At 42.7% G+C, this 21019-nt stretch carries 15 protein-coding genes; 11 read left to right on the forward strand and 4 right to left on the reverse strand.

What is annotated here, in order from left to right; all coding sequences use genetic code 11:
• Nucleotides 1–126: 126 nt before the first annotated feature.
• From NST25_RS11115 to NST25_RS11130, 4 genes are all read left to right on the forward strand, one after another.
• Nucleotides 127–1068, forward strand: a complete 942-nt coding sequence (locus NST25_RS11115) for an ABC transporter permease subunit (RefSeq protein ID WP_036689816.1) — start codon at nt 127–129, stop codon at nt 1066–1068.
• A gap of 14 nt (nt 1069–1082) precedes the next feature.
• The gene (locus tag NST25_RS11120) at nt 1083–1970 is read left to right on the forward strand and encodes a carbohydrate ABC transporter permease (protein WP_036689738.1); all 888 of its coding nucleotides are present in this window, start codon (nt 1083–1085) and stop codon (nt 1968–1970) included.
• 55 nt (nt 1971–2025) lie between these two features.
• Nucleotides 2026–3663: a sugar ABC transporter substrate-binding protein gene (locus NST25_RS11125; protein WP_038569996.1), complete on the forward strand. Its 1638-nt coding sequence runs from the start codon at nt 2026–2028 to the stop codon at nt 3661–3663.
• A gap of 63 nt (nt 3664–3726) precedes the next feature.
• On the forward strand, nt 3727–5070 hold the full coding sequence (locus NST25_RS11130) for a glycoside hydrolase family 30 beta sandwich domain-containing protein (protein ID WP_340393996.1): 1344 nt from the start codon (nt 3727–3729) through the stop codon (nt 5068–5070).
• 200 nt (nt 5071–5270) lie between these two features.
• On the opposite strand, the gene thiD is transcribed toward NST25_RS11130, so the two are convergent.
• Nucleotides 5271–6083: a bifunctional hydroxymethylpyrimidine kinase/phosphomethylpyrimidine kinase gene (gene thiD / locus NST25_RS11135; protein ID WP_038570000.1), complete on the reverse strand. Its 813-nt coding sequence runs from the start codon at nt 6081–6083 to the stop codon at nt 5271–5273.
• Nucleotides 6084–6214: 131 nt separating this feature from the next.
• The gene (locus NST25_RS11140) at nt 6215–7096 is read right to left on the reverse strand and encodes a DUF4850 domain-containing protein (protein ID WP_340393998.1); all 882 of its coding nucleotides are present in this window, start codon (nt 7094–7096) and stop codon (nt 6215–6217) included.
• Between the two features lie 181 nt (nt 7097–7277).
• On the opposite strand from NST25_RS11140, the gene NST25_RS11145 reads away from it, so the two are divergent.
• Together NST25_RS11145 and NST25_RS11150 are read left to right on the forward strand one after the other, a co-directional pair.
• Nucleotides 7278–8372: a glycosyltransferase family 2 protein gene (locus NST25_RS11145; RefSeq protein WP_340394000.1), complete on the forward strand. Its 1095-nt coding sequence runs from the start codon at nt 7278–7280 to the stop codon at nt 8370–8372.
• 1164 nt (nt 8373–9536) lie between these two features.
• Nucleotides 9537–9665, forward strand: coding sequence for a hypothetical protein (locus NST25_RS11150; protein ID WP_256715861.1), 129 nt, complete (start codon nt 9537–9539; stop codon nt 9663–9665).
• An 88-nt stretch (nt 9666–9753) separates the two neighbouring features.
• On the opposite strand, the gene NST25_RS11155 is transcribed toward NST25_RS11150, so the two are convergent.
• On the reverse strand, nt 9754–11364 hold the full coding sequence (locus tag NST25_RS11155; RefSeq protein ID WP_340394002.1) for a helix-turn-helix domain-containing protein: 1611 nt from the start codon (nt 11362–11364) through the stop codon (nt 9754–9756).
• 14 nt (nt 11365–11378) lie between these two features.
• Nucleotides 11379–13103, reverse strand: coding sequence for a histidine kinase (locus NST25_RS11160; RefSeq protein WP_340394004.1), 1725 nt, complete (start codon nt 13101–13103; stop codon nt 11379–11381).
• A 256-nt stretch (nt 13104–13359) separates the two neighbouring features.
• Here NST25_RS11160 and NST25_RS11165 point away from each other — a divergent pair, with 256 nt between their 5' ends.
• The 5 genes from NST25_RS11165 to NST25_RS11185 all read left to right on the forward strand — a co-directional run bounded on the left by NST25_RS11165 (nt 13360) and on the right by NST25_RS11185 (nt 21004).
• On the forward strand, nt 13360–14964 hold the full coding sequence (locus NST25_RS11165; RefSeq protein WP_340394006.1) for an extracellular solute-binding protein: 1605 nt from the start codon (nt 13360–13362) through the stop codon (nt 14962–14964).
• A gap of 82 nt (nt 14965–15046) precedes the next feature.
• Nucleotides 15047–15970, forward strand: a complete 924-nt coding sequence (locus tag NST25_RS11170; protein WP_076130366.1) for an ABC transporter permease subunit — start codon at nt 15047–15049, stop codon at nt 15968–15970.
• Between the two features lie 17 nt (nt 15971–15987).
• Complete coding sequence (locus NST25_RS11175; RefSeq protein WP_076130365.1) at nt 15988–16911, forward strand: carbohydrate ABC transporter permease; 924 nt, start codon at nt 15988–15990, stop codon at nt 16909–16911.
• Between the two features lie 48 nt (nt 16912–16959).
• Nucleotides 16960–18564: an extracellular solute-binding protein gene (locus NST25_RS11180; RefSeq protein ID WP_076274274.1), complete on the forward strand. Its 1605-nt coding sequence runs from the start codon at nt 16960–16962 to the stop codon at nt 18562–18564.
• 22 nt (nt 18565–18586) lie between these two features.
• Nucleotides 18587–21004, forward strand: coding sequence for a TIM-barrel domain-containing protein (locus NST25_RS11185; RefSeq protein ID WP_256717237.1), 2418 nt, complete (start codon nt 18587–18589; stop codon nt 21002–21004).
• The last annotated feature ends 15 nt before the right edge of the window (nt 21005–21019 follow it).

A 21019-nucleotide genomic window follows, 5' to 3' on the forward strand; every position in this document is an offset into this window, starting at 1 on the left:
TGTTGTTTTGGGAGGGTTTTTTTTTCGAAAAAATAAAAACGTTTTTATTGTTTGGGGATCATGATTTGGAGGGGAGAAGAAAAAGTGGATAAATTAGCCGTAGTGCCAACAAACGGAAAGAATCCAATGAGCGGGAAAAAGCCTATGGGGCAGAGGGTCAAAGAATTTGTAATTGATTACAAGAGACAATGGGAAATTCAATCCATGGTCATCCCGGGAATTATTTTTATGATTATCTTTTGTTTTATTCCGATTTACGGATTGACGATTGCTTTTAAAAGCTACACCGTAATTGATACGCTCGATTCTGCACCTTGGGTAGGGCTCGATAATTTCAGAATTATTTTATCTGATAAATATTTTTGGGACGCTGTAGTTAATACATTAGGGATCAGCTTTCTGAAATTAGCCATAGGGTTTGTTATTCCTATTATTTTATCCGTTATGATTTACGAATTAAGTGGTGGACGTTTTAAAAAGATAGTGCAAACCATCTCTTATTTACCACACTTTTTGTCCTGGATCGTTCTCGGCGGGATGCTGATTGCCTGGTTTTCCTCATCCGGTATGTTTAATGAGATTATGCTCAGTTTGGGACTGATTTCGAAACCGGTAAATATTTTGCTTGATGCGAATAAATACTGGTGGATTGCAACGTTATCCGATATTTGGAAAGAGGCTGGTTGGGGAACGATTCTCTACTTAGCCATTATGTCGAAAATTGATCCTACTTATTATGAGGCTGCCAAAATAGATGGCGCAAGCCGTATGAGACAAATTTGGAATATCACACTTCCTAACATGAAACCGATTATCAGTTTAAATCTGATTCTGACTGTAAGCGGTTTATTAGGATCAAATCTGGATCAAACCCTGGTATTGATGAATTCTCAGAACCGCGTTAAGGCGGAGGTCATTAATTCTTATGTGTATCGTATGGGTATGACGCAAGGTGACTTCTCTTATGCTACTGCTGTTGGTTTAGGTGTCTCCATCGTTTCAGTCATCCTACTGATTAGCGCCAACAAAGTATCCAGTAAATTAAATGATAATCAATCAGTTCTGTAGAAGGAGGCATTTCTGTGAATCGTACGGTGGCTAAAGAAGATCTCGATAGTCGAATCTTTAATACCTTAAATATTATCCTGCTCTGTATTTGTACAATCATTATTGTCGTTCCTTTATGGAATGTAGTCATTTCCTCTTTAAGTTCGGGCAAGGCGCTTGCGGAAGGCGGATTCATATTTTGGTCTCCAGAGTTCTCCTTGGAAAATTATCGTGCTGTATTTCAAGATGAGACCATTGGTTTAGCATTCGTAGTATCGCTTGCCAAAACATTCATTGGTGTCATTACCCACGTATTCTTTTGTGCCATGATCGGTTATGGCTTGAGTAAGAAATACATACGTGGACGTAAGCTGTATGTTGCCATGGGTGTAATCACTATGTTTTTCTCTGGTGGAATGATCCCTACGTATTTATTGATTAAATCATTAGGCCTCTTAAACAGCTTCTGGGTTTATATTATCCCGGCCTTGTTCAGTTATTATGATGTAGTTATTCTAATGAACTTCTTCAGAAATGTACCGGATTCACTTGAAGAGTCAGCCAAAATTGATGGTGCAGGTGACTGGCGCATTTTCCTAAAAATCTTTATCCCTCTTTCCATGCCGGCTATGGCCACCATTGCGTTATTTAACGGGGTTGGGCAGTGGAACGACTTTATGACTACCAAGTTATATATTACCGATCAATCGCTCTACCCGCTGCAGATGAAGCTCTATGAAATCATTGTTCAGTCGCAAACACAATCCATGCAAAATGTTGGTGGATCTGCGATTATCGAAACTACGACTAAAGGGGTTCAACTAGCAACAATTGTCATTACAACTTTGCCGATTGTTGTGATGTATCCAATATTACAGAGGTACTTTATCTCAGGCATGATGATGGGGGCGGTGAAGGAATAGTAAGTAAATCTCCAAGTAGTGAATGCTTACAAAACATTTTAGGGGGAAACAAAAGATGAACAAAGCATTTGGGAAAAAAGGACTCAAACTTTGTACGGCACTTATGGCTGTTGTATTAGTATTTACAGGTTGTGGATCGAAAGGTAATTCTGACAGCTCCAGTAAAGAGTTAAGCTCCATTGAAGGCCGTTATACTATAGATCCGGAAACACCGGCATGGAAGCTGGATACAAAAAAAGAGACAACAGATCTGACTTGGTACGTGAATGCAGACTGGTGGAATACTGATTTCGGAAAAGACCTTGTCACCAAGAAAATTAAAGAGGATTTAAACATCAACATTAAATTCATTACAGGCGATGACACTAAGCTGAATACGATTTTTGCCGGCGGTGAAATGCCAGATCTGTTGACTATTTTTGATTCCAACTCTCCAGTCGTACAAAAAGCTGCTACCTGGGCATTGCCTTTAAATGATCTGGCAGATAAATATGATCCGTATTTCAATAAAGTTGCAGAAAAAGATACGATGAACTGGTTCCAGTTAGCAGATGGCAAGACCTATGGATACCCTAACTATTCCAATACGCAAAACGATTATGATAGCGGTAACATCCCTGCTAAAACAGCCTTTGTCATCCGCAAGGATGTTTACGAAGCCATTGGAAAACCAAGCTTTGGAACTCCTGAGGAATTCAAGAGCGTTATGCAACAAATCAAAAAACAATTCCCGGACATGATTCCTTTTGGTTTTAACTCCATTGGTTCAGGCACTGGTTCTTTGGGAGATGTATTGGAGGATTTCATCGGAGTGCCGATGGAAACTGAAAATGGCGAATTCTACAACCGTAACCTAGATGAGGATTACTTGACTTGGTTGAAAACGTTAAATGAAGTCTACAGAAATGGTGATATCAGTGATGACAGCTTTGCTGATGACGGTACTGCCTTTGAAGAAAAAGTGAAATCCGGTAAATATGCAACAATACTTTTGGATGGAACCCCTCAACAAAGTGGTAACCTGCAAATCTTCATGACAGAAAATCCAGGCAAGGAATATATCGCTATTGATGGCCCACAAAGTACTGTTGGACATGAACCAACGTTGAATCAATCCGGAATTACAGGTTGGATGATTAGCTATGTTACTAAAAAGGCTAAGGATCCTGCAAAAGCGATTCAAATTTACACTTATTTGCTCAGCGACGAAGGACAAAAGCTCATGAACTACGGTATTGAAGGAGAAACCTATAAAGTTAACGACAGCGGTAAAATTGAATTCTTGCCTGAAATCAAAGACCTGCAATTAAATAATGCCGATAAATTCAAAAAAGATTACCGGATGGGCGAATTTATGTTCTTTGGACATGACCGTGATAAAGCGCTGAGTAATGACGCATTCGCAGATTCCATTAAACAAATGCAAGAGTGGGGCAAAGGAAAGCTAAAACCACACTTTATTCTTGAAAACATTAACCCGGCTCAAGGAACGCCTGAAGCTCGCAGTCTTACTGCAATTGATACTACTTGGAACACTACGCTTGTAAGTATGATCCGCGCTAAAGACGATGCTACATTCGACAGCACCTTAGCTGCTTACAAAACATTTTTAAATGATAACAACTGGGATAAGATTGTAGAAGTTCGTTCTGAAAAAATGAAAAACAACAAAGAAAAATTAGGCCTTAAATAAGTTAGAAAATAGAATGTGGCCCCTTCACTGGGGCCTCTTCATAGAAAGATGGAGGGAAACAACATGCCAGAGCTTAAAATTTATCAATCCACCGGGGAGAATACATTGTTTGTAGAGCAAAGTCTGCAACAATTAACTCCAATTGCTGACGCAGAGGCGACCACTACTGTAACTATTGACGAGAATCAAACCTTTCAGGAAATGGATGGCTTTGGAGCATCCTTTACGGATTCATCCGCTTATTTGATTAATCAAGTCCTGAACAACGAACAGAAAAAGGAAGTCATGAGCAAGCTTTTTGACGCACAAGATGGAATTGGTTTGTCCGTATTAAGAAATCCAATGGGGGCATCGGATTATGCTAGAGATATTTATAGCTATGATGATAGACCTGCACAGGAAACGGATACGGAATTAACCCACTTCTCTATCGCACATGATGAAGCAGACATTATCCCTTTGTTGCAACAAGCTCTGGAAATTAACCCTGAGATCAAACTGATGGCTTCTCCATGGAGTGCACCAGGTTGGATGAAGACTAGCGGATCGATGATTGCTGGAGAACTTAAACATGAATATTATCAGGCTTATGCCGATTATTTTGTTCGATATATTCAAGCTTTTGAAGGGCACGGATTGCCAACTTATGCTGTAACACCACAGAACGAGCCTTTATTTGAACCCAAACACTACCCTAGTATGTTAATGTTGCCTGAGGCGCAAAAAGATTTCATTAAAAACTACCTGAAGCCGAGCTTTGTTAAGCATAACATCGCTACAAAAATTCTCTGCTACGACCACAACTGGGATCGTCCAGATTATCCGTTAACCGTGCTCGATTATGCAAAAGATGAAGTAGATGGTGTAGCTTGGCACTGGTATGGTGGCAATGCGTCAGCGCAATCAGAGGTTCTGAAAGCTTTTGCTGATAAAGAAGTGCATTTTACAGAAGGTTCTGGTGGAGAATGGATTCCTCCGTTTGAACAAGCCTTCTCCAATGTAATGAGAACAGGGATTGATATTCTTAGAAATCATAGTAAATCCTTTGTGTTATGGAATATGGCCTTAGATGAAAAGAACGGCCCAACCGTACCGGGTTTTGGCAAAAGTACTTGTCGTGGTGTTGTGACAGTTAACCAAGAGACCAAGGAGCTTACGTATACGCTCGACTATTATGCGCTTGCCCATTTCAGTAAAATTATTCGTCCGAAGGCTGTGCGTATTGACGCTTCAACCGATCAAGAAGTGATTCGTTCCGTAGCTTTTAAGAATACAGATAACTCTATTGCAGTTGTTCTGTTCAACGATAGTGAAAAGGCTGAGAATCTGGCTTTGAACTTGCCGGGAGCGGATGAATTATCTTTCCGTTTGGCGTCAAAAAGTGCTTTATCCATTTTGATAAAATAATTAGAGGACGTAGCTCAGAAGCACTCGAATCTTGATTCGGGTGCTTTTTTTATGAAAATAATCGTATAAAAAATCTATGTTCGGTAAGCATAGTTTTGAATTTACGGATTTTCAATAATAGTAAATAAAAATGGCAGTCCAAAGCTGAAGTTCAGCGTCTGGACTGCCATTTATTTTTTTGTGTAATTGGATTGCGAGTTCTAACGTTCTAAACGGTAACCACCGTGAAATACAGGACCCACATATTCATTAAACGCAAATCCATTACGAATGGCTGCGGAGACAAAATCTTTAGCTTTTGCAACAGCTTCATGAACCGTTAAGCCATTAGCTAGACCGCCTGTAATTGCTGCGGCAAAAGTACATCCAGCTCCATGATTGTGAGCGGGTTCGATTTTGGCTGTTTGGAATACAGTGTACTCAGAACCGTCGAAGAAGATATCAATCGCTTGATCGCCGCCGAGTGCTTTGCCGCCTTTAACCACGACATTACGTGCACCGAGCTTATGAATCAGACGGGCAGCTTCTTTCATTTCCTCAAGGGTAGTAAGTTTGCCAAGACCTGAAAGAACACCTGCTTCAAACAAGTTTGGGGTGACCACAGTTGCTAGTGGTAGCAATAAGTCACGAATAGCCTCAGCGCTGTCAGGGTTCAAGACTTCATCTTCACCCTTGCACACCATAACTGGATCAATAACTACATTAGTCTGAAGATTTTCTTTGATCGCTTGCTCAGCAACGCGCACAATTTCAACACTTCCAAGCATACCTGTCTTCATGGCATTAACCGGGCCACCAGCGAAAATAGTTTTTAACTGCTCAGCAACAATGGAGGCATCAATTGGATAAACATTATGGTGCCAGCCGTTGTCCGGGTCCATAGTAACGATAGTGGTCAAGGCACTAAAGCCGTAGGTACCATACTCTTCAAATGTTTTTAGATCCGCTTGGATGCCTGCGCCACCACTGGAGTCGCTGCCTGCAATAGTTAGAGTTTTAATAATTTGAGTCATGGTTACGTCCCCTTTATATATGTCTGAATTCATAAACAACGCATTGCATTGATTATAACAAAAAATAGCACCTACGTCTTTCTAAAAGCAAGAGCAAGGTTGAAAATACCTTTCTCTAAAAATTCCCACCCTTAGTCCAGCTTCTCTGCGTTTGGGTCAGCAATGAAGAGCGGTCCATGATTATCTGTAAAGAACTTCATGAGGGTCTCCACTACTTCCTGCTGTGGGGATGTTTGAGCTTGATGTATTCCGATACTGCGGAATAAATAACCCCATTCTCCCTTATCGTAATAGGCAGCACCCTCATCCTGATAACCATTCGCGTCTGCTTGAAGCGTATATCTGACCGTCCTTGCTTCAGCCCCAGCAGTACCTAAAATATGCTGTTCGCTAAACTTAAGCGGATTATTAATGGTAAATCCCAGCGCGTCAGCCCATTCGGCTTTTTCCGGGAAATAAGCTCCGATTGCAGTGATGGCACAGCCTATACAAGTCCAAGCCGTATCTGAATAGTTCATGTTTTGTTCCGGATGGTTCGGATCCTGAAAGGTAACTCCATAAGAACCGTTAGCGCCGACAACCGCAGTAGCCTGCCATCCGGCAGGAGCGAGTAGAAGATAACCTCCACCGATATCAGGGCGGTAGACCAGCGTTGCTTCTACTTGGTTTTTCATGTCTTGAGATAAAGCAAAGGTCATTTCAGGTATGGGGGGGATTTCTGTATTTACATATTCGTCACCACTATCAATATTTAGCTGCGCGAGCGTAGTGTGCAGTGGAATGATGACCTGCCCATTATCGGGATCACTGCTAGGAAATTCGAGCATTTCTTGAGTGGAGCTATGTTTGTTATCTGCTTCATTATTAGTTTGTGCGTTGGTGGATGTAGGTGGTGTGGTAGGTGTACCCCAGTCGAGCCCTTTATATCCAACCAGCAGCACTAGTACAATTACGACGCATAATATTGAAGTTAAGATCCAGCCGTTTCTAACACCTCTTCGTTTGGATTTCATATATGTTGTACCTCCTTTGATCTTACTTATATAGACCTAAGAATGGAGTGGAAAGTTTCTTACATAACCTTTATATTTCTGAAGTTCTTCATGATCGGGCGGGATAGAGAGGGAGTCCGTTTCTTAAACCCTGCATATCAATATAGAAAGAATTTCAAACAAAGCGTGTAGGAGGGCGAGTATGGTTACGATTAGTTTATGTATGATAGTACGAAATGAAGAAAAAAGCTTACACAGATGTTTGTCTACCATTACAAGTCTCGTAGATGAAATTGTTATCGTGGATACAGGCTCGACGGATAAAACGAAAGAGATTGCGTTGTCCTTCGGAGCTGTAATTTATGATTTTGAATGGATTGATAATTTTAGTGCCGCACGTAATTTTGCCTTTAGCAAAGCTACTCAGGAGTACATTTTGTGGCTTGATGCGGATGATTATATAAAGGAAGAGGATCAGATTCTTTTTAAAAAACTAAAAGAAATCCTGCCCGGACATATTCACAGTGTGAACATGCAATATAATCTGGCTTTTGACGAAGCGGGAAATGTCACAGCTAGTTTACGCCGCAACAGGCTGGTTCGGCGCAGCTGCAACTTTCAATGGATTGGGCCTGTTCATGAGTATTTAGAGGTAAGTGGTCCTTCTTTTAGTAGTGATGTCTGCATCACACATGAGAAAGATAAGGAATACACAGATCGTAATTTGCGGATTTATCAAAAACGTGTTGCACAGGGTGAAGTATTTTCGCCGAGAGACCAGTATTATTATGCGAATGAATTAAGGGATCATGCTATAAATGAAGAGGCTTGCAAATACTATGAGATTTTCTTAGCGGGTGGGCAGGGCTGGATTGAAGATAATTTCCAGGCTTGCCTAAAGCTTGCCGAATGCCGGGAACGGTTGGGGGATAAAGAAGGTGCATTTGAAGCGTTATGTAAAACCTTGCAGTATGATAAACCACGTTCAGAGTTCTGTTGCCGACTGGGGGCACTTCTGCTGGAAAAAGGCCAGTTGCATCCAGCCGCATACTGGTATGAGCTAGCGATTCAGCTACCGCGGGATAACGATTCGATGGGGATGAAGAATGGGATCTTTTATACCTGGCTGCCGCATCTTCAATTGGCACTTTGTTATGATCGTCTCGGCCAACACGAGAAGGCGAATCATCACAATGAAACGGCGTTGAGTTTTTATCCATCCCATCCTAGTATGATATACAATCGCACCTATTTTAAAAATCTGCTTGGCGATAAATATGTAGCGCTTCAGGCTTAATTTAGTAAAAGAGATGCCCCAGCCGTTCTGATTATGACTGCTGGGGCATTTATGTTTTTTTTGGAGCTTGCAAGATTACTGGCAGTGGGGAACCTTCCCGTGATCCCCGGCAAGCTTCGCGGATTTGCTCCAGATTTCCGCGTAGGAAGCAGCTATCGGACCCAGCTGACCTTAAACGTTGCTTTATGCCACATTTGGAATTCTAACGGACCGCATAGTCGCTATTGACCATAAACACACTCGATTTGGAGCAATATCTCAGGAATAGCTGCACTGGAGTCCGAAACTGTGCTCAAAAGGCGATAAATGGGCAAATAGCGTCATCTGAGTCCGGAAGCACCTGAGGCGAGAGTGGGGCGGGTGGTTACTGGCGGAGTTGCGCTGTCCCCTTGATCTCCGGCAATCTTCGCTGATTGGCTCCAGATTTCCGCGTACGAAGTAGCTATCGGACTCAGCCGACCTTAAACGCTGCTATATGGCACATTTGGAATTCTAACGGACCGCATAGTCGCTATTGGCATGAAACACACTCGATTTGGAGCAATATCTCAGGAATAGTTGCACTGGAGTCCGAAACTGTGCTCAAAAGGCGATAAATGAGCAAATAGCGTCATCTGGGTCCGAAAGCACCTGAGGCGAGAGTGGGGCGGGTGGTTACTGGATGTAAGAGTGAGCTCGGCGTAAATGATTCCGGTAGTGTAGGAGAAAAGGCGTAGCGGATGATTACCGGGTGTAAGAGTAAGGTATGAGGTGTAAGATTCCCGGTAGCGTAGGAGTATAGGCGTGGCGGATGATTACTGTGTGTAAGAGTGAAGCGCATAGTTACTGGTGGGGTCTTGGTCTTTTCCCTTGATCCCCGGCAAGCTTCGCTAATTAGCTCCAGATTTCCGCGTAGGAAGTAGCTATCGGACTCAGTTGACCTTAAACGTTGCTATATGGCAAATTTGGAATTCTAACGGACCGCATAGTCGCTATTGGCCAGAAACACACTCGGTTTGGAGCAATATCTCATGAATAGCTGCACTGGAGTCCGAAACTGTGCTCAAAAGGCGATAAATGGGCAAATAGCGTCATCTGGGTCCGAAAGCACCTGGGGCGAATGGTTACTGGATGTAAGAGTAAGGTCAGGGGTGTAAGATTCCCGGTAGCGAAGGAGTAAAGGCATTGCGGATGATTACTGTGTGTAAGAGTAAGCTCGGCGTAAATGACTCCGGCAGTGTAGGAGTACAGGCGTGGCGTATGATTACTGGGCGCAAGAGTAAGCTCGTAGGTGGATCATTATCAGCAGCGTAGGAGTAAAGGTAGACAGTAATTAATATTCAGAAGATATTCCAAAGAGGGTAACCCAGCATCCATGAACTAGATGCTGGGTTACCCTCTTTTAGTAAGCTGGATTGTATTGTTGTTCCTTTTTATAATCGTTTGGAGGGAGACCTACCTCTTGTTTGAAAAGCTTGGAGAAATAGGAGTAGTTGCTATAGCCGACTTTGTTCGCGACGGTATATACAGACATATTTGTGGTTTCTAATAGATGTTTCGCAGCAGCGATTCGGACGTGGATGACGTAACTGCCTAATGAAACCCCAGTTTCTCGTTTGAATATCCTCGCCAGGTAATCAGGATTGAGATAAACAATTTCAGCCAAATCATTTCGGGTCAGATCATCGCCGTAATGTGAATGAATGTATTGTTTGATTTCTTCTGCGACGGACTTAGGCTGGGCAGCAAAGTCACGATATTTCATGGCTGTAGTGACAAGGTATTTAAGATATTCTTCCATATCCTCGATTGAATCCAAAGAGTGCATAGATAATTTATCATTAGTTTTGCCAGAGTATAATTTGTGCGATCGTATCCCTTTCAGATTGAGAAATGAATAGACTAGCTGAACTACATCTAAACGGAACAAGCTAAGGACAGAGGTCTCAAGTGTTCTATTGTTAAGCATGACCTTTAAATATTGTGTAACTTCGTTAAGAAAAGCAGTGAATTTATTCTGGTTCAGCAGCTCTTCCAAATAGGCAAGATCCGGTGGTGTATAGCCCGGTTTATTTTGCTGCAGATAAGCCTCCACCAAAAAGGTCTGATTTCTGCATCTCGTAATTTCTTCATCCATAGTCAGGGATTGTTTTAGAACATTCCCTACATTACTCAGTTTATCGTATAAGCCAATATTGCAGCAGACATCACATTTTAAATAAGGATTCGCCTTTTGAATAAAAGAAGAACATAATGCTTCAAGCCGTTGCGTGTCTGGTGCCTGGTTCCATTTTAAAATGGCGATCCAGTTATAATCTCTATATTCCAGAATGTTTTCGATGGTAAAACAAGGGTGCTGAAACAATTCGTACAATACATTTAGCAGGGCAAAATCAAACAGATCCTTTTCTTCTTTTCCCATGCTGCCATTGTAAGGGAATAAGTTAAATATCAAAGGCTGTAGAGTATCGCTCATTTGATAGGAGAGGTTTTGTTCTTCAATGGCATGTGTGATGTCTGCCAACTTAATCGGAAATGATGTACTGCCACTGACTAGCTTCCGCCAAAAATGCTCAAGAATCTTCGCCTGATTTTTTTGCCAAAAGTAACCGCCCTGAATGGCTTTTTCGTTTTTTTGCTGCTCTTTTGCTTGGGTGACCGCCTTTTGGATGATCAACATCAGCTTGTCAAATTCAATGGGCTTGAGGAAATATTCAAAGCTCTGCAATTCGATTGCTTTCTGCGCATAGTTGAAATCTGCATAATTGGTAAGAAGAATAGTCTGAATACTATAATTTCCCTCGCGAATCCATGCCAGTAATTCCAGTCCGCTGCCCTGCGGCATTTCAATATCTGAAATCAGAATTTGAACAGAATGCTTTTCTATTATTTCACGTGCTTGAGCGACATTATTAGCCGTATAAACAGTATCAATGTGGAGTGATTCCCAATCTATTTTCTTTTGCAATGCGGCAATAACATAAAAGTCATCATCAACAAGCAGTACATTCATAGTTTGCTCTCCATTCATTTAGATTTATTAGGAAGCTTCGGAAGATATAAGATTACACTAGCGCCGCCGCCCTCCAAATTGGAGAAGGTGACGGTTGCTCTTTTTAAATATAGGTACTCTAGTCTTTTAAGCGTATTCATAATGCCGATTTGCGTACCTTTACTTTGATCCAAGGGCTCTCCAAGATTAAGTTTCTCTAACACCTGAGGTGGAAAACCGGGACCGGTATCGGTGAGCTGGATAACGAGCATTTCTTCTTCCTGCTCCATCTGTAATCGTTGTACTGTAAGTCTGATCTCGGCTTCATGTTCGCGTGAAATCGCATATTTAATTGAATTTTCGATAAAGGTTTGCAGCACTAACGGTGGAATTTCCACACTGCCTGCCTGATCCTCTTGTTCGATGTAATAAATAAATGCGTCCTGATAACGTTGCTTTTGAATCTCCAAGTAGGTTCGGACATGCTCGATTTCATCCTCTAACCGGACAAAATTCTCGCCATTCTGAAAAATGTAACGGAAATACTTAGAGGTAGACAACGTCATATTTTCAATTTCTTTATACATATGAATTTGCGCCATGCTATAGATGCTAGTCAGACAGTTTAAGAAAAAGTGTGGTTTAATCTGTAGCTTCATATAGTCCAGCTGTATTCTTTGTTTCTCCAGTTCCTGCTCGTACATAGTGATTTTAAAGGTTTTGATTTGTTCAACCAAGCCTTTAAACTGAGTGTTTGCTTGTTCCAGCTCTATAATCTCACTGCTTTTGAAATCTGCGGGTTGCCCAGACTCATTAATGAAAGCAAGGTTATCGGAGAAGCTTTGAATCGGACCTAACACTCTTTTTTTGAAAAAGAGCAGAACAATGCATAACGTGGAGGTCACAATGAAGAACAATAACATAATAAGCAGCTGGGCAATCATGATTTTTTCGAATATGCCATATTTAATGACCATTTTGGTGCTGAAGGTGGTGTCTGAGAATGCGCTGTTGATGGTTGTACGCGATTGCAAAAGATTAGCGAATCCCCCATTTTCCGTTATTAACGTTCCGCTATTGGAGATCGGACTGGTTAAAGGCTGTTCATTCTCATCTACTAGAGAAACATAACCATTGGCGCCAAGATTAATTTGGCGTAGCGGCCGGATCAGATTATCTGCGGAGATCAGTCCAATTAAATAGCGATTGTAATAGGGCACGATATTAATTACATAATAATGGTTGTTCACAAGAATAGGCGTCCATTTGGAATAAAACTTCTCATACATCTCCTTATCATCAATATAAGAAATAATCTTCTTTTTCAGCTCCCTGTAATCCGTATAGGTTACGCTGATCGGTGCACAATTCAAAAAATAGGTCTCATTTTTCAAATAGTAGAAGAAGTTATACTCATGCCCGTAGTTTTTTTGCAGCTCGGTAAAGCGTTTGAACAGATTATCATTTGCTTTTAAGAACTCGATACTGTTGACCCCGTAAGTATTCATCGTTAGTAAGCTCTCATCGTTCCCAAGCGTCCAGCCCATATAGTGATTAATGTAGGCAAAATCATGATTAATACGATTGATGTAAAGTGCCGCAGTATCCTGCAAATTTCGAGTGGACTGCTGCTTAACGATGGAAATGGAAGCGATGCTGATTCCTAAATCCAGAATAAGGACTGTGAATGAAACCAACATCATGACTTTTATATAATGGCGAATAGGGTAGGTTTTGTGTTTCGCTGTTTTTTTGATCATAAAGTCATTATAAAACCTCTGCGTGAAAAAAACATAAGAACTCGCTAGTGATTTCCCTCAAAGTCCGGATAGCACATACAGAAGTCGGGATACTGTTATTAAATCTCCCCAAGTAGAGCATTTAGCTTTTGTATTTTTTGTAAGCGAATTCAAAGGTCTGGATAACCGTCTTAAAGTGTCCGGAATACGAAAAAATAAGAAGTTATTATAAAGCTATTCAGATGCATTTTGATAAATTGAAATGGGGGATTAAGAGATGAGTCAACACAGTAAGAAAAAAACTGCAAAGAAATGGACTGTGGGTCTGCTGGCGGCTGCGATGGTAGTTGGAATTGCTGGCTGCGGCGGTAACAAAGGGAATAATGCAGCGACAAATGAAACGAGCAGCTATAACAAAGAAGGCTTGCCGATTGTGAATGAGCCTGTGACACTTAAAGTGCTGACTGTCCGTTGGGGGAGTATGGGGGACACCTTTACGCAAAACCAATGGCTGAAGGATCTGGAGAAAAATACGAATGTCAAAATCGATTGGCAAGTAATGTCCTCCAATGACTGGGGTGAACAGAAGTCCATTATGCTGGCAAGTGGCACGCTTCCGGATATCGTTTTGGGAGATCAAACCTTTGGGGATGCCGATATCGTAAATAATCTGAGCTTTTTCCGGCCGCTTGATGATTATATTGAGCAAAATATGCCTAATCTCAAAGCAGCTATGGAAGAAACCCCAGAAATGAAAAAAATCAGCACATTTCCTGACGGGAAAATCTACTCCCTGCCAACAAGACTTCCTGCACGTCCAAAAAGCTCACGTCAGCCTGTGATTAACAAGACCTGGCTGGACAAATTGGGCTTGAAGGTGCCTGAAACGATTGATGAGCTTTATAACGTGCTCAAAGCTTTTAAAGAACAAGATCCGAATGGGAATGGAAAACAAGATGAGATTCCTTTTATTGAAATTGGTAATGACTTGATCAGTCCTTTCGGAATTGCCGATTTGAATAACAATAATATGATTATCAAGGACGGAAAAGCGATATATTTCCCTGTTTCGGAGGAGTTCAAAGAAGGTCTCAAATGGGAAAATAAATTGTATGCGGAAGGCTTGCTAGATAAAGAGGTATTCACTCAGGACGATACGATGAGATCGGCTAAGTTCCAGAATCCGGATGCTCCAATCGTAGGCTTTACGTACCAATGGACTCCAGACGCCGTGTTTGGGAAATGGAGCGAGCAATATGTGACGATTCCACCGATTGCCGGACCAGATGGTAAACGTTATACGATCGGGAATCCGATTGGGATGAATCTTAACCGTAATGAGCTGCTGATCACCACATCCTGCAAATATCCTGAGGTTGCTGCACGTTGGGCAGATCAGTTCTATACTGACGAAGCGAGCATTCAGAATTTCTGGGGTGCGATTGGAACGGTTATTAAGAAAAACGATGATAGCACTTATACATTGATGGATCCACCAGCTGGAACCAGCGCAGATGCTTGGTATTGGGATCAATCGCTACGTGATTTTGGACCGAAATATGTGAGCCCATCCTTTGAATCGAAAATTGTCCTGAACCCTGAAAGTGGAGATGGACTGAAGCTGCAACTGGATAAGCTGGGCAGTGAATATGTAACCACACCTTTCCCTAACGTAATGTACACTTCTGAGGAGTTCGAGGAGCTGCCAACCTTGACTACGGATATCGACAGCTATGTGAATACTATGCGGGCGCAATTTATTAGCAAAGGCGGAATTGACGAGGGCTGGGATGATTATGTGAGCAAGCTTAATAAAATGGGACTTGAAAAGTTAGTTAAGATTCGCACGGATGCTTACAGCCGTTATATGAACGTGAAATAACCTATTCGTCTTTCGAAAAAGGTGCTGCCCTGCAGGATAGCTGTGGGGTAGCATTCTCTATTTTAAATAAGGAGGGGATGTCATGAAATCTAGTCCACTTCATTTCGGGCGGAAATTCGGACAAATCAAACAAAATTGGGGTCTCTATCTATTGCTTTTTCCTGCTGTAGTTCTGACGTTATTATTCGCGTACAAGCCAATGTACGGGGTGCTGATTGCTTTCAAGGATTATAGCCCGGCGTTGGGAATTGGAGGCAGCCCTTGGGCTGGATTCAAGTACTTCGAGAAATTTTTTCATTCCTATCAATTTTCATCAACGATTAAAAACACATTGATCATCAGTGTGTACAGTCTGATTACCTTTCCGATTCCAATTATACTGGCGCTGATGGTTAACCAGATGAGACCAAACCGGTTCAGACGTTTTTTCCAGACGGTGTCCTATATGCCGCACTTTATCTCCACGGTAGTAATGGTGGGTTTAATGATGATTTTGTTCTCACCTAGCACCGGACTGCTGGGCAATATATATAGTCTTTTTGGAAAAGAGGCTCCTGATTTGATTGGCTCCGCTGGATTATTCAGCAGTGTGTATGTTTGGTCAGATGTGTGGCAGCATGTCGGCTGGGACAGCATTATCTTTATCGCTGCGCTCTCCGCAGTTGATCCTAGCTTGTACGAGGCGGCAACCGTAGACGGAGCAAGCCGGATGCATAAAATTCGTTATATTGATATTCCGATGCTGATGCCAACAGCGATAACCTTGCTTATTTTGCGGGTCGGTGGATTGCTTGGGGTTGGGTTTGAAAAAGTGTACTTAATGCAAAATGACTTGAACATCACTTCAAGCGAAATTCTTTCTACTTATGTCTACAAAATTGGCTTGCTCAGCAGTCAATACAGCTTTTCCTCGGCGATCAACCTGTTCAACACCGTTATTAATTTTATTTTATTGATCATGGTCAATCAGATTTCTAAAAAACTAAGCGAAAATAGCTTGTGGTAGAAGGGAGGAGCATTGAAATGGGAGGTTTAGAGACAGTTACTAAAGGGAATGTGGGGAAAATAAAGAAGAATCGTTCTTCGGATACTATAATGGAAATAGTGATGTATGTTATATCAGCAATTTTTCTAGTTATCTTAATTTATCCGCTATATTTTATCGTCATTGCTTCGTTCAGTGATCCTTCCGCGGTGGCGGGGGGGCAGGTTTGGTTATTTCCTAAAGGGTTCACCTTCGATGGTTACAAAGAGCTGCTGCGTCATGAAAATATTTGGATCGGTTACTGGAATACCATCATGTATACGGTGGTAGGGACCGCAATCGGTTTAATTGTAAATATTTCTGCGGCCTATGCGTTGTCCAGAAAGGATCTTGTGGGGCGAAAATATCTTTCCCTGTTTTTCATCTTTACGATGTTTTTTAATGGGGGGTTAATTCCGACTTTTCTAACGATCCGTGATTTCCATCTGTACGACACATTTCTGGTGATGGTACTGCCTTTCTCCGTTGGGGTGTTTAACATTATCGTTGCCCGCACCTTTTTTCAGTCGAGTATTCCGGGAGATTTATGGGAAGCTGCACAGATCGATGGTTGTGGAAATCTTCGATATTTTGTACAGATCGTTTTGCCACTATCGAAGGCGATTATTGCCGTGCTGGGTCTATGGATCGCCGTTGGTTACTGGAATTCATATTTTAATGCCTTGATCTATTTGAAAAATCCTAATATGTATCCTTTGCAGCTGATTCTGCGAAATATTCTGATCACCAATCAGATGCAATCGGGGATGGGAACCGGGGAAGCTGCGCAAATCGCACTACGACTCGCCAATATGATGCGGTATTCTGTTATTATCGTGGCAACGGTTCCGATCATGTGTGTGTACCCCTTTGTACAAAAATACTTTAACCAAGGGGTAATGATCGGCGCAGTGAAGGAATAGTACATTCGGCTATTCTACTAACATTCATTCGTAAGGAGCAAGAACGTTATGAAAAAGCAACAAAAAAACAGGATATATAGAACAATCACCGTCATTCTTTTAGTGACAACGTTGCTTGCTAGCCTTACTGCCTGTAAAGGGAGCAATGGGGTTAATTCTGTTGAACCTGAGACGGGCGAATTTAACAAAGAAGGATTGCCGATAGTGGATAAGCCTGTGACGCTGAAAGTACTCACTGTCCGGTGGGTAAGCATGGGAGATTCTTTTACCGAGAATCAATGGCTCAAGGATTTGGAGAAGAACACGAATGTCAAAATCGAGTGGCAGGTGATGTCCTCCAATGATTGGAGTGAACGGAAGTCTATTATGCTGGCCAGCGGCACACTACCAGATATCATTTTAGGGAGTCAGACCTTTGGAGATGCGGATATCGTCAATAACTTAAGCTTATTTCGGCCGTTAGATGATTATATTGAGCAAAACATGCCTAATCTCAAAGCAGCTATGGAAGAAACACCGGAAATGAAAAAAATCAGCACCTTTCCTGACGGGAAAATCTACTCGCTGCCTGCAAGATTACCCTCACGTCCTAAAAGCTCACGTCAGCCTGTGATTAATAAAACCTGGCTGGACAAATTGGGTTTGAAGGTACCGGATACGATAGACGATCTTTATAACGTGCTAAAAGCATTCAAAGAACAAGATCCGAATGGAAACGGAAAACAGGATGAGATTCCTTTTATCGAATTAAGTAATGATCTAATCAGTCCCTTCGGAATTGCAGATTTGAATAATAACTTCATGGTGGTCAAGGACGGAAATGCGGTTTATTACCCGATTTCAGAGGAATACAAAGAAGGGCTCAAATGGGAGAGCAAATTGTTTAAAGACGGATTACTTGATAAAGAAGTATTCACTCAAGACGAAACGATGAGATCGGCAAAGTTTCTAAATCCGGATGCCCCAATCGTAGGCTTCTCTTATCAGTGGACGCCAGACGCTATGTTTGGCAAATGGAGTGATCAATATGTGACCATTCCGCCAATTGCTGGACCAGACGGGAAGCGCTACACCGTTGGGAACCCGTATGGGATGAATCTGGAACGCAACGAGCTGTTGATCACCACATCCTGCAAGTATCCAGAAATTGCAGCACGCTGGGCGGATCAGTTCTATACCAATGAAGCCAGCATTCAGAATTTCTGGGGTGCCATTGGAACGGTGATTAAGAAAAATGACAACGGTACGTATACATTGATGGACCCTCCAACCGGCACCAGTGCGGATGCTTGGTATTGGGAACAGTCACTCCGGGATTTTGGGCCGAAATATGTAAGCCCAGCTTTTGAAAAGACCATCTTTCTAAATCCTAAAACCGGAGATGGACTGAAGCTACAACTCGATAAGCTGGGAAGTGACTACACAACACCACCTTTCCCCAACGTAATGTACACTGCAGAAGAGTTTCAGGAGCTGCCGACCTTGACCACCGATATTGATAGTTACGTCAATACAATGCGTGCTCAATTTATAATCTCAGGTGTTATTGACGAGCAGTGGGATGACTATGTGAAGCAGCTACGGGGGATGGGCCTCGAAAAGATGGTGAAAATTCGGACAGATGCTTTCAGCCGTTATATGGGCGTTGAATAACAAGAAATGAGGTTTTTACTTGATGGGAAATATAATGAAAGAGCCAACCCCTTTGGCGGCCCAATTAAAGCTGCATTCTGAACCAGGCAGTAATGCTGACGCGATTATTCAGGGGGAGTGCTATCGGTTCACTGTCTTAACTCCGGAGCTTATCCGGATGGAATATAGTGAGGAAGGTTTTTTCGAAGATCGGGCGTCGCAGACCGTTGTGAATCGCAATTTCCCGGTTCCAGAGTTCCGCGTAATGGATCTGGGGAATAAACTTGAGTTGATTACGGAGCGCCTGCATTTAACTTATGACAAGCAGCCTTTCTCCCGGCATGGTCTCAATGTTCGGGTGAGAAACGAAGCGGGTCACCTAATGAGTGTCTGGAATTATGGAGATACAGTCCAAGATTTGGGAGGGACTGCACGTACCCTGGATAATGCAGATGGTGCCATTTCGCTGGAGCACGGACTACTTTCACGTGCGGGGTATACGTTAATTGATGATAGCACCTCCCTAGTACTGGAAGAGGATGGACGGGTCGAGCTACGGGCGTTGGCTGGCCTCGATGTTTATTTTTTTGGATACGGTCATGATTATTTGCACTGCTTGAAGGATTTCTATCACCTTTGCGGTCGTACGCCCCTATTGCCACGTTATGCCCTTGGCAACTGGTGGAGCCGTTATTACCGATATTCAGAAGAAGAATACAAAGCGTTAATGGAGCGGTTTGAGCTCGAGCGAATTCCGTTCTCCGTCGCTGTTATAGATATGGATTGGCATCTCGTCGATATTGATCCGCAGTACGGCAGTGGCTGGACGGGTTATACCTGGAACCGGGAACTGTTTCCGGAGCCTCAAAGATTTTTGGCATGGCTGCATGAAAAAGGCCTTCGAGTAACGCTCAACGTACATCCAGCAGACGGTGTACGGGCCTTTGAAGATCCTTATCTGGCCATTGCTGCAGAGATGGGGATGGACCCGGAAAAAGGGGATGCTGTGGAATTTGATATCACGGATCCGAATTTTTTGCGGGCATACTTTAAGTTTCTGCATCATCCGCTAGAGGATGAAGGTGTGGACTTCTGGTGGATTGATTGGCAGCAGGGTGGAGTGACTAAAGTACCGGGACTAGATCCGCTTTGGATGCTGAACCATTATCACTATCTGGATAGCGGCCGGCGAGGCAACCGGCAGATTACTTTTTCCCGTTATGCAGGTCTTGGCAGCCATCGTTATCCTGTGGGCTTCTCTGGAGATACCATTGTCACTTGGGAGTCGCTGGATTTCCAGCCATACTTCACAGCCAACGCCGCCAACGTGGGATATGGTTGGTGGAGCCATGATATCGGGGGCCATATGAATGGTTATTTAGACGATGAGTTGGCAATGCGCTGGGTGCAATTCGGTGTGTTTTCACCTATTCTGCGGTTACATAGTTCTGCTAGTGCCTTTAACAGCAAGGAGCCATGGCGATTCAATAAGATTGCGGAAGATGTGATGAAGGATTGCCTGCGCTTGCGGCATAGTTTACTTCCTTATCTGTACACTATGAATCGCTACGCCAGCCGCGATAGTCTTCCGTTAATCCGACCGATGTATTATCATCATGCGTTGTCGAATGAAGCCTATGAAGTGCCCAATGAATATTATTTCGGAACGGAACTTATTGCCTGTCCGATTACACAGCCGGTCAACCCAAAGGTAGGCGTTGCCGAATTTAAGGCTTGGTTACCTGAAGGGATTTGGATAGATTTTTTTAACGGAAGAGTGTACGACGGTGGCAGAAAGCTTTCTCTTTATCGCAATCTTGAGAATATCCCTGTATTAGCTAAAGCGGGTGCTATTGTGCCCATGGCAGATCTGACGCAATTTACCTCTTCAGTGGATAATCCGAGGCATATGGAGGTCCGTGTATTTGCGGGAGGAAGGGGTCATTTTCATCTCTGGGAGGATGAGGGCGATACTGCGGAGGATCAGGACGATCAATGGTGTGATACAGAAATGATCCTGGAAATGGGGGATAGAGCGAGCTTCAAGATCCTCTCTGCTAAGGGAAATACAAAGGTTGTGCCTGAGCGGAGATCGTGGAAGCTGTCCTTTGTTGGTTTTGCTGATACGAAGGTACAGGTATTCGCTGGCGGCACAGAAATCGAAGCAAACATGGACTATGATGAGGCTACACATACGCTTACGATCATGATTTCGGATCAAGCGGTAGAGCATTCATTGGAGGTAACGTTCACAGATGCCCGGATTGCGGTGAATTCCGTAGATGATGAGGTGTTCAGCCTTCTGAACCGTGCGCAAATTCTTTTCCAATTGAAAGAGCAAATTTACCATGTAGTCAAAGCAGCAGTAACGCCGATGGCGGCCCTGGCTTCTCTTGCCTCGTTGGATCTTGAACATACACTGTATGGAGCGTTATGTGAAATACTATCGGCAAGACTTTAAGCACTATTTCATTGA

The organism is Paenibacillus sp. FSL E2-0190 (assembly GCF_037992965.1).
Classification (GTDB): Bacteria; Bacillota; Bacilli; order Paenibacillales; family Paenibacillaceae; genus Paenibacillus_AQ; species Paenibacillus_AQ odorifer.

Bases quoted from the DNA above. Each gene is read 5' to 3' on its own strand.
- NST25_RS11140 (WP_340393998.1), bottom strand. From the start codon at position 7,096: ATGAAATCCAAACGAAGAGGTGTTAGAAACGGCTGGATCTTAACTTCA.
- NST25_RS11160 (WP_340394004.1), bottom strand. From the start codon at position 13,103: ATGATCAAAAAAACAGCGAAACACAAAACCTACCCTATTCGCCATTAT.
- NST25_RS11125 (WP_038569996.1), top strand. From the start codon at position 2,026: ATGAACAAAGCATTTGGGAAAAAAGGACTCAAACTTTGTACGGCACTT.
- NST25_RS11130 (WP_340393996.1), top strand. From the start codon at position 3,727: ATGCCAGAGCTTAAAATTTATCAATCCACCGGGGAGAATACATTGTTT.
- NST25_RS11115 (WP_036689816.1), top strand. From the start codon at position 127: ATGAGCGGGAAAAAGCCTATGGGGCAGAGGGTCAAAGAATTTGTAATT.
- thiD (WP_038570000.1), bottom strand. From the start codon at position 6,083: ATGACTCAAATTATTAAAACTCTAACTATTGCAGGCAGCGACTCCAGT.
- NST25_RS11185 (WP_256717237.1), top strand. From the start codon at position 18,587: ATGGGAAATATAATGAAAGAGCCAACCCCTTTGGCGGCCCAATTAAAG.
- NST25_RS11180 (WP_076274274.1), top strand. From the start codon at position 16,960: ATGAAAAAGCAACAAAAAAACAGGATATATAGAACAATCACCGTCATT.
- NST25_RS11145 (WP_340394000.1), top strand. From the start codon at position 7,278: ATGGTTACGATTAGTTTATGTATGATAGTACGAAATGAAGAAAAAAGC.
- NST25_RS11170 (WP_076130366.1), top strand. From the start codon at position 15,047: ATGAAATCTAGTCCACTTCATTTCGGGCGGAAATTCGGACAAATCAAA.
- NST25_RS11165 (WP_340394006.1), top strand. From the start codon at position 13,360: ATGAGTCAACACAGTAAGAAAAAAACTGCAAAGAAATGGACTGTGGGT.
- NST25_RS11155 (WP_340394002.1), bottom strand. From the start codon at position 11,364: ATGAATGTACTGCTTGTTGATGATGACTTTTATGTTATTGCCGCATTG.
- NST25_RS11175 (WP_076130365.1), top strand. From the start codon at position 15,988: ATGGGAGGTTTAGAGACAGTTACTAAAGGGAATGTGGGGAAAATAAAG.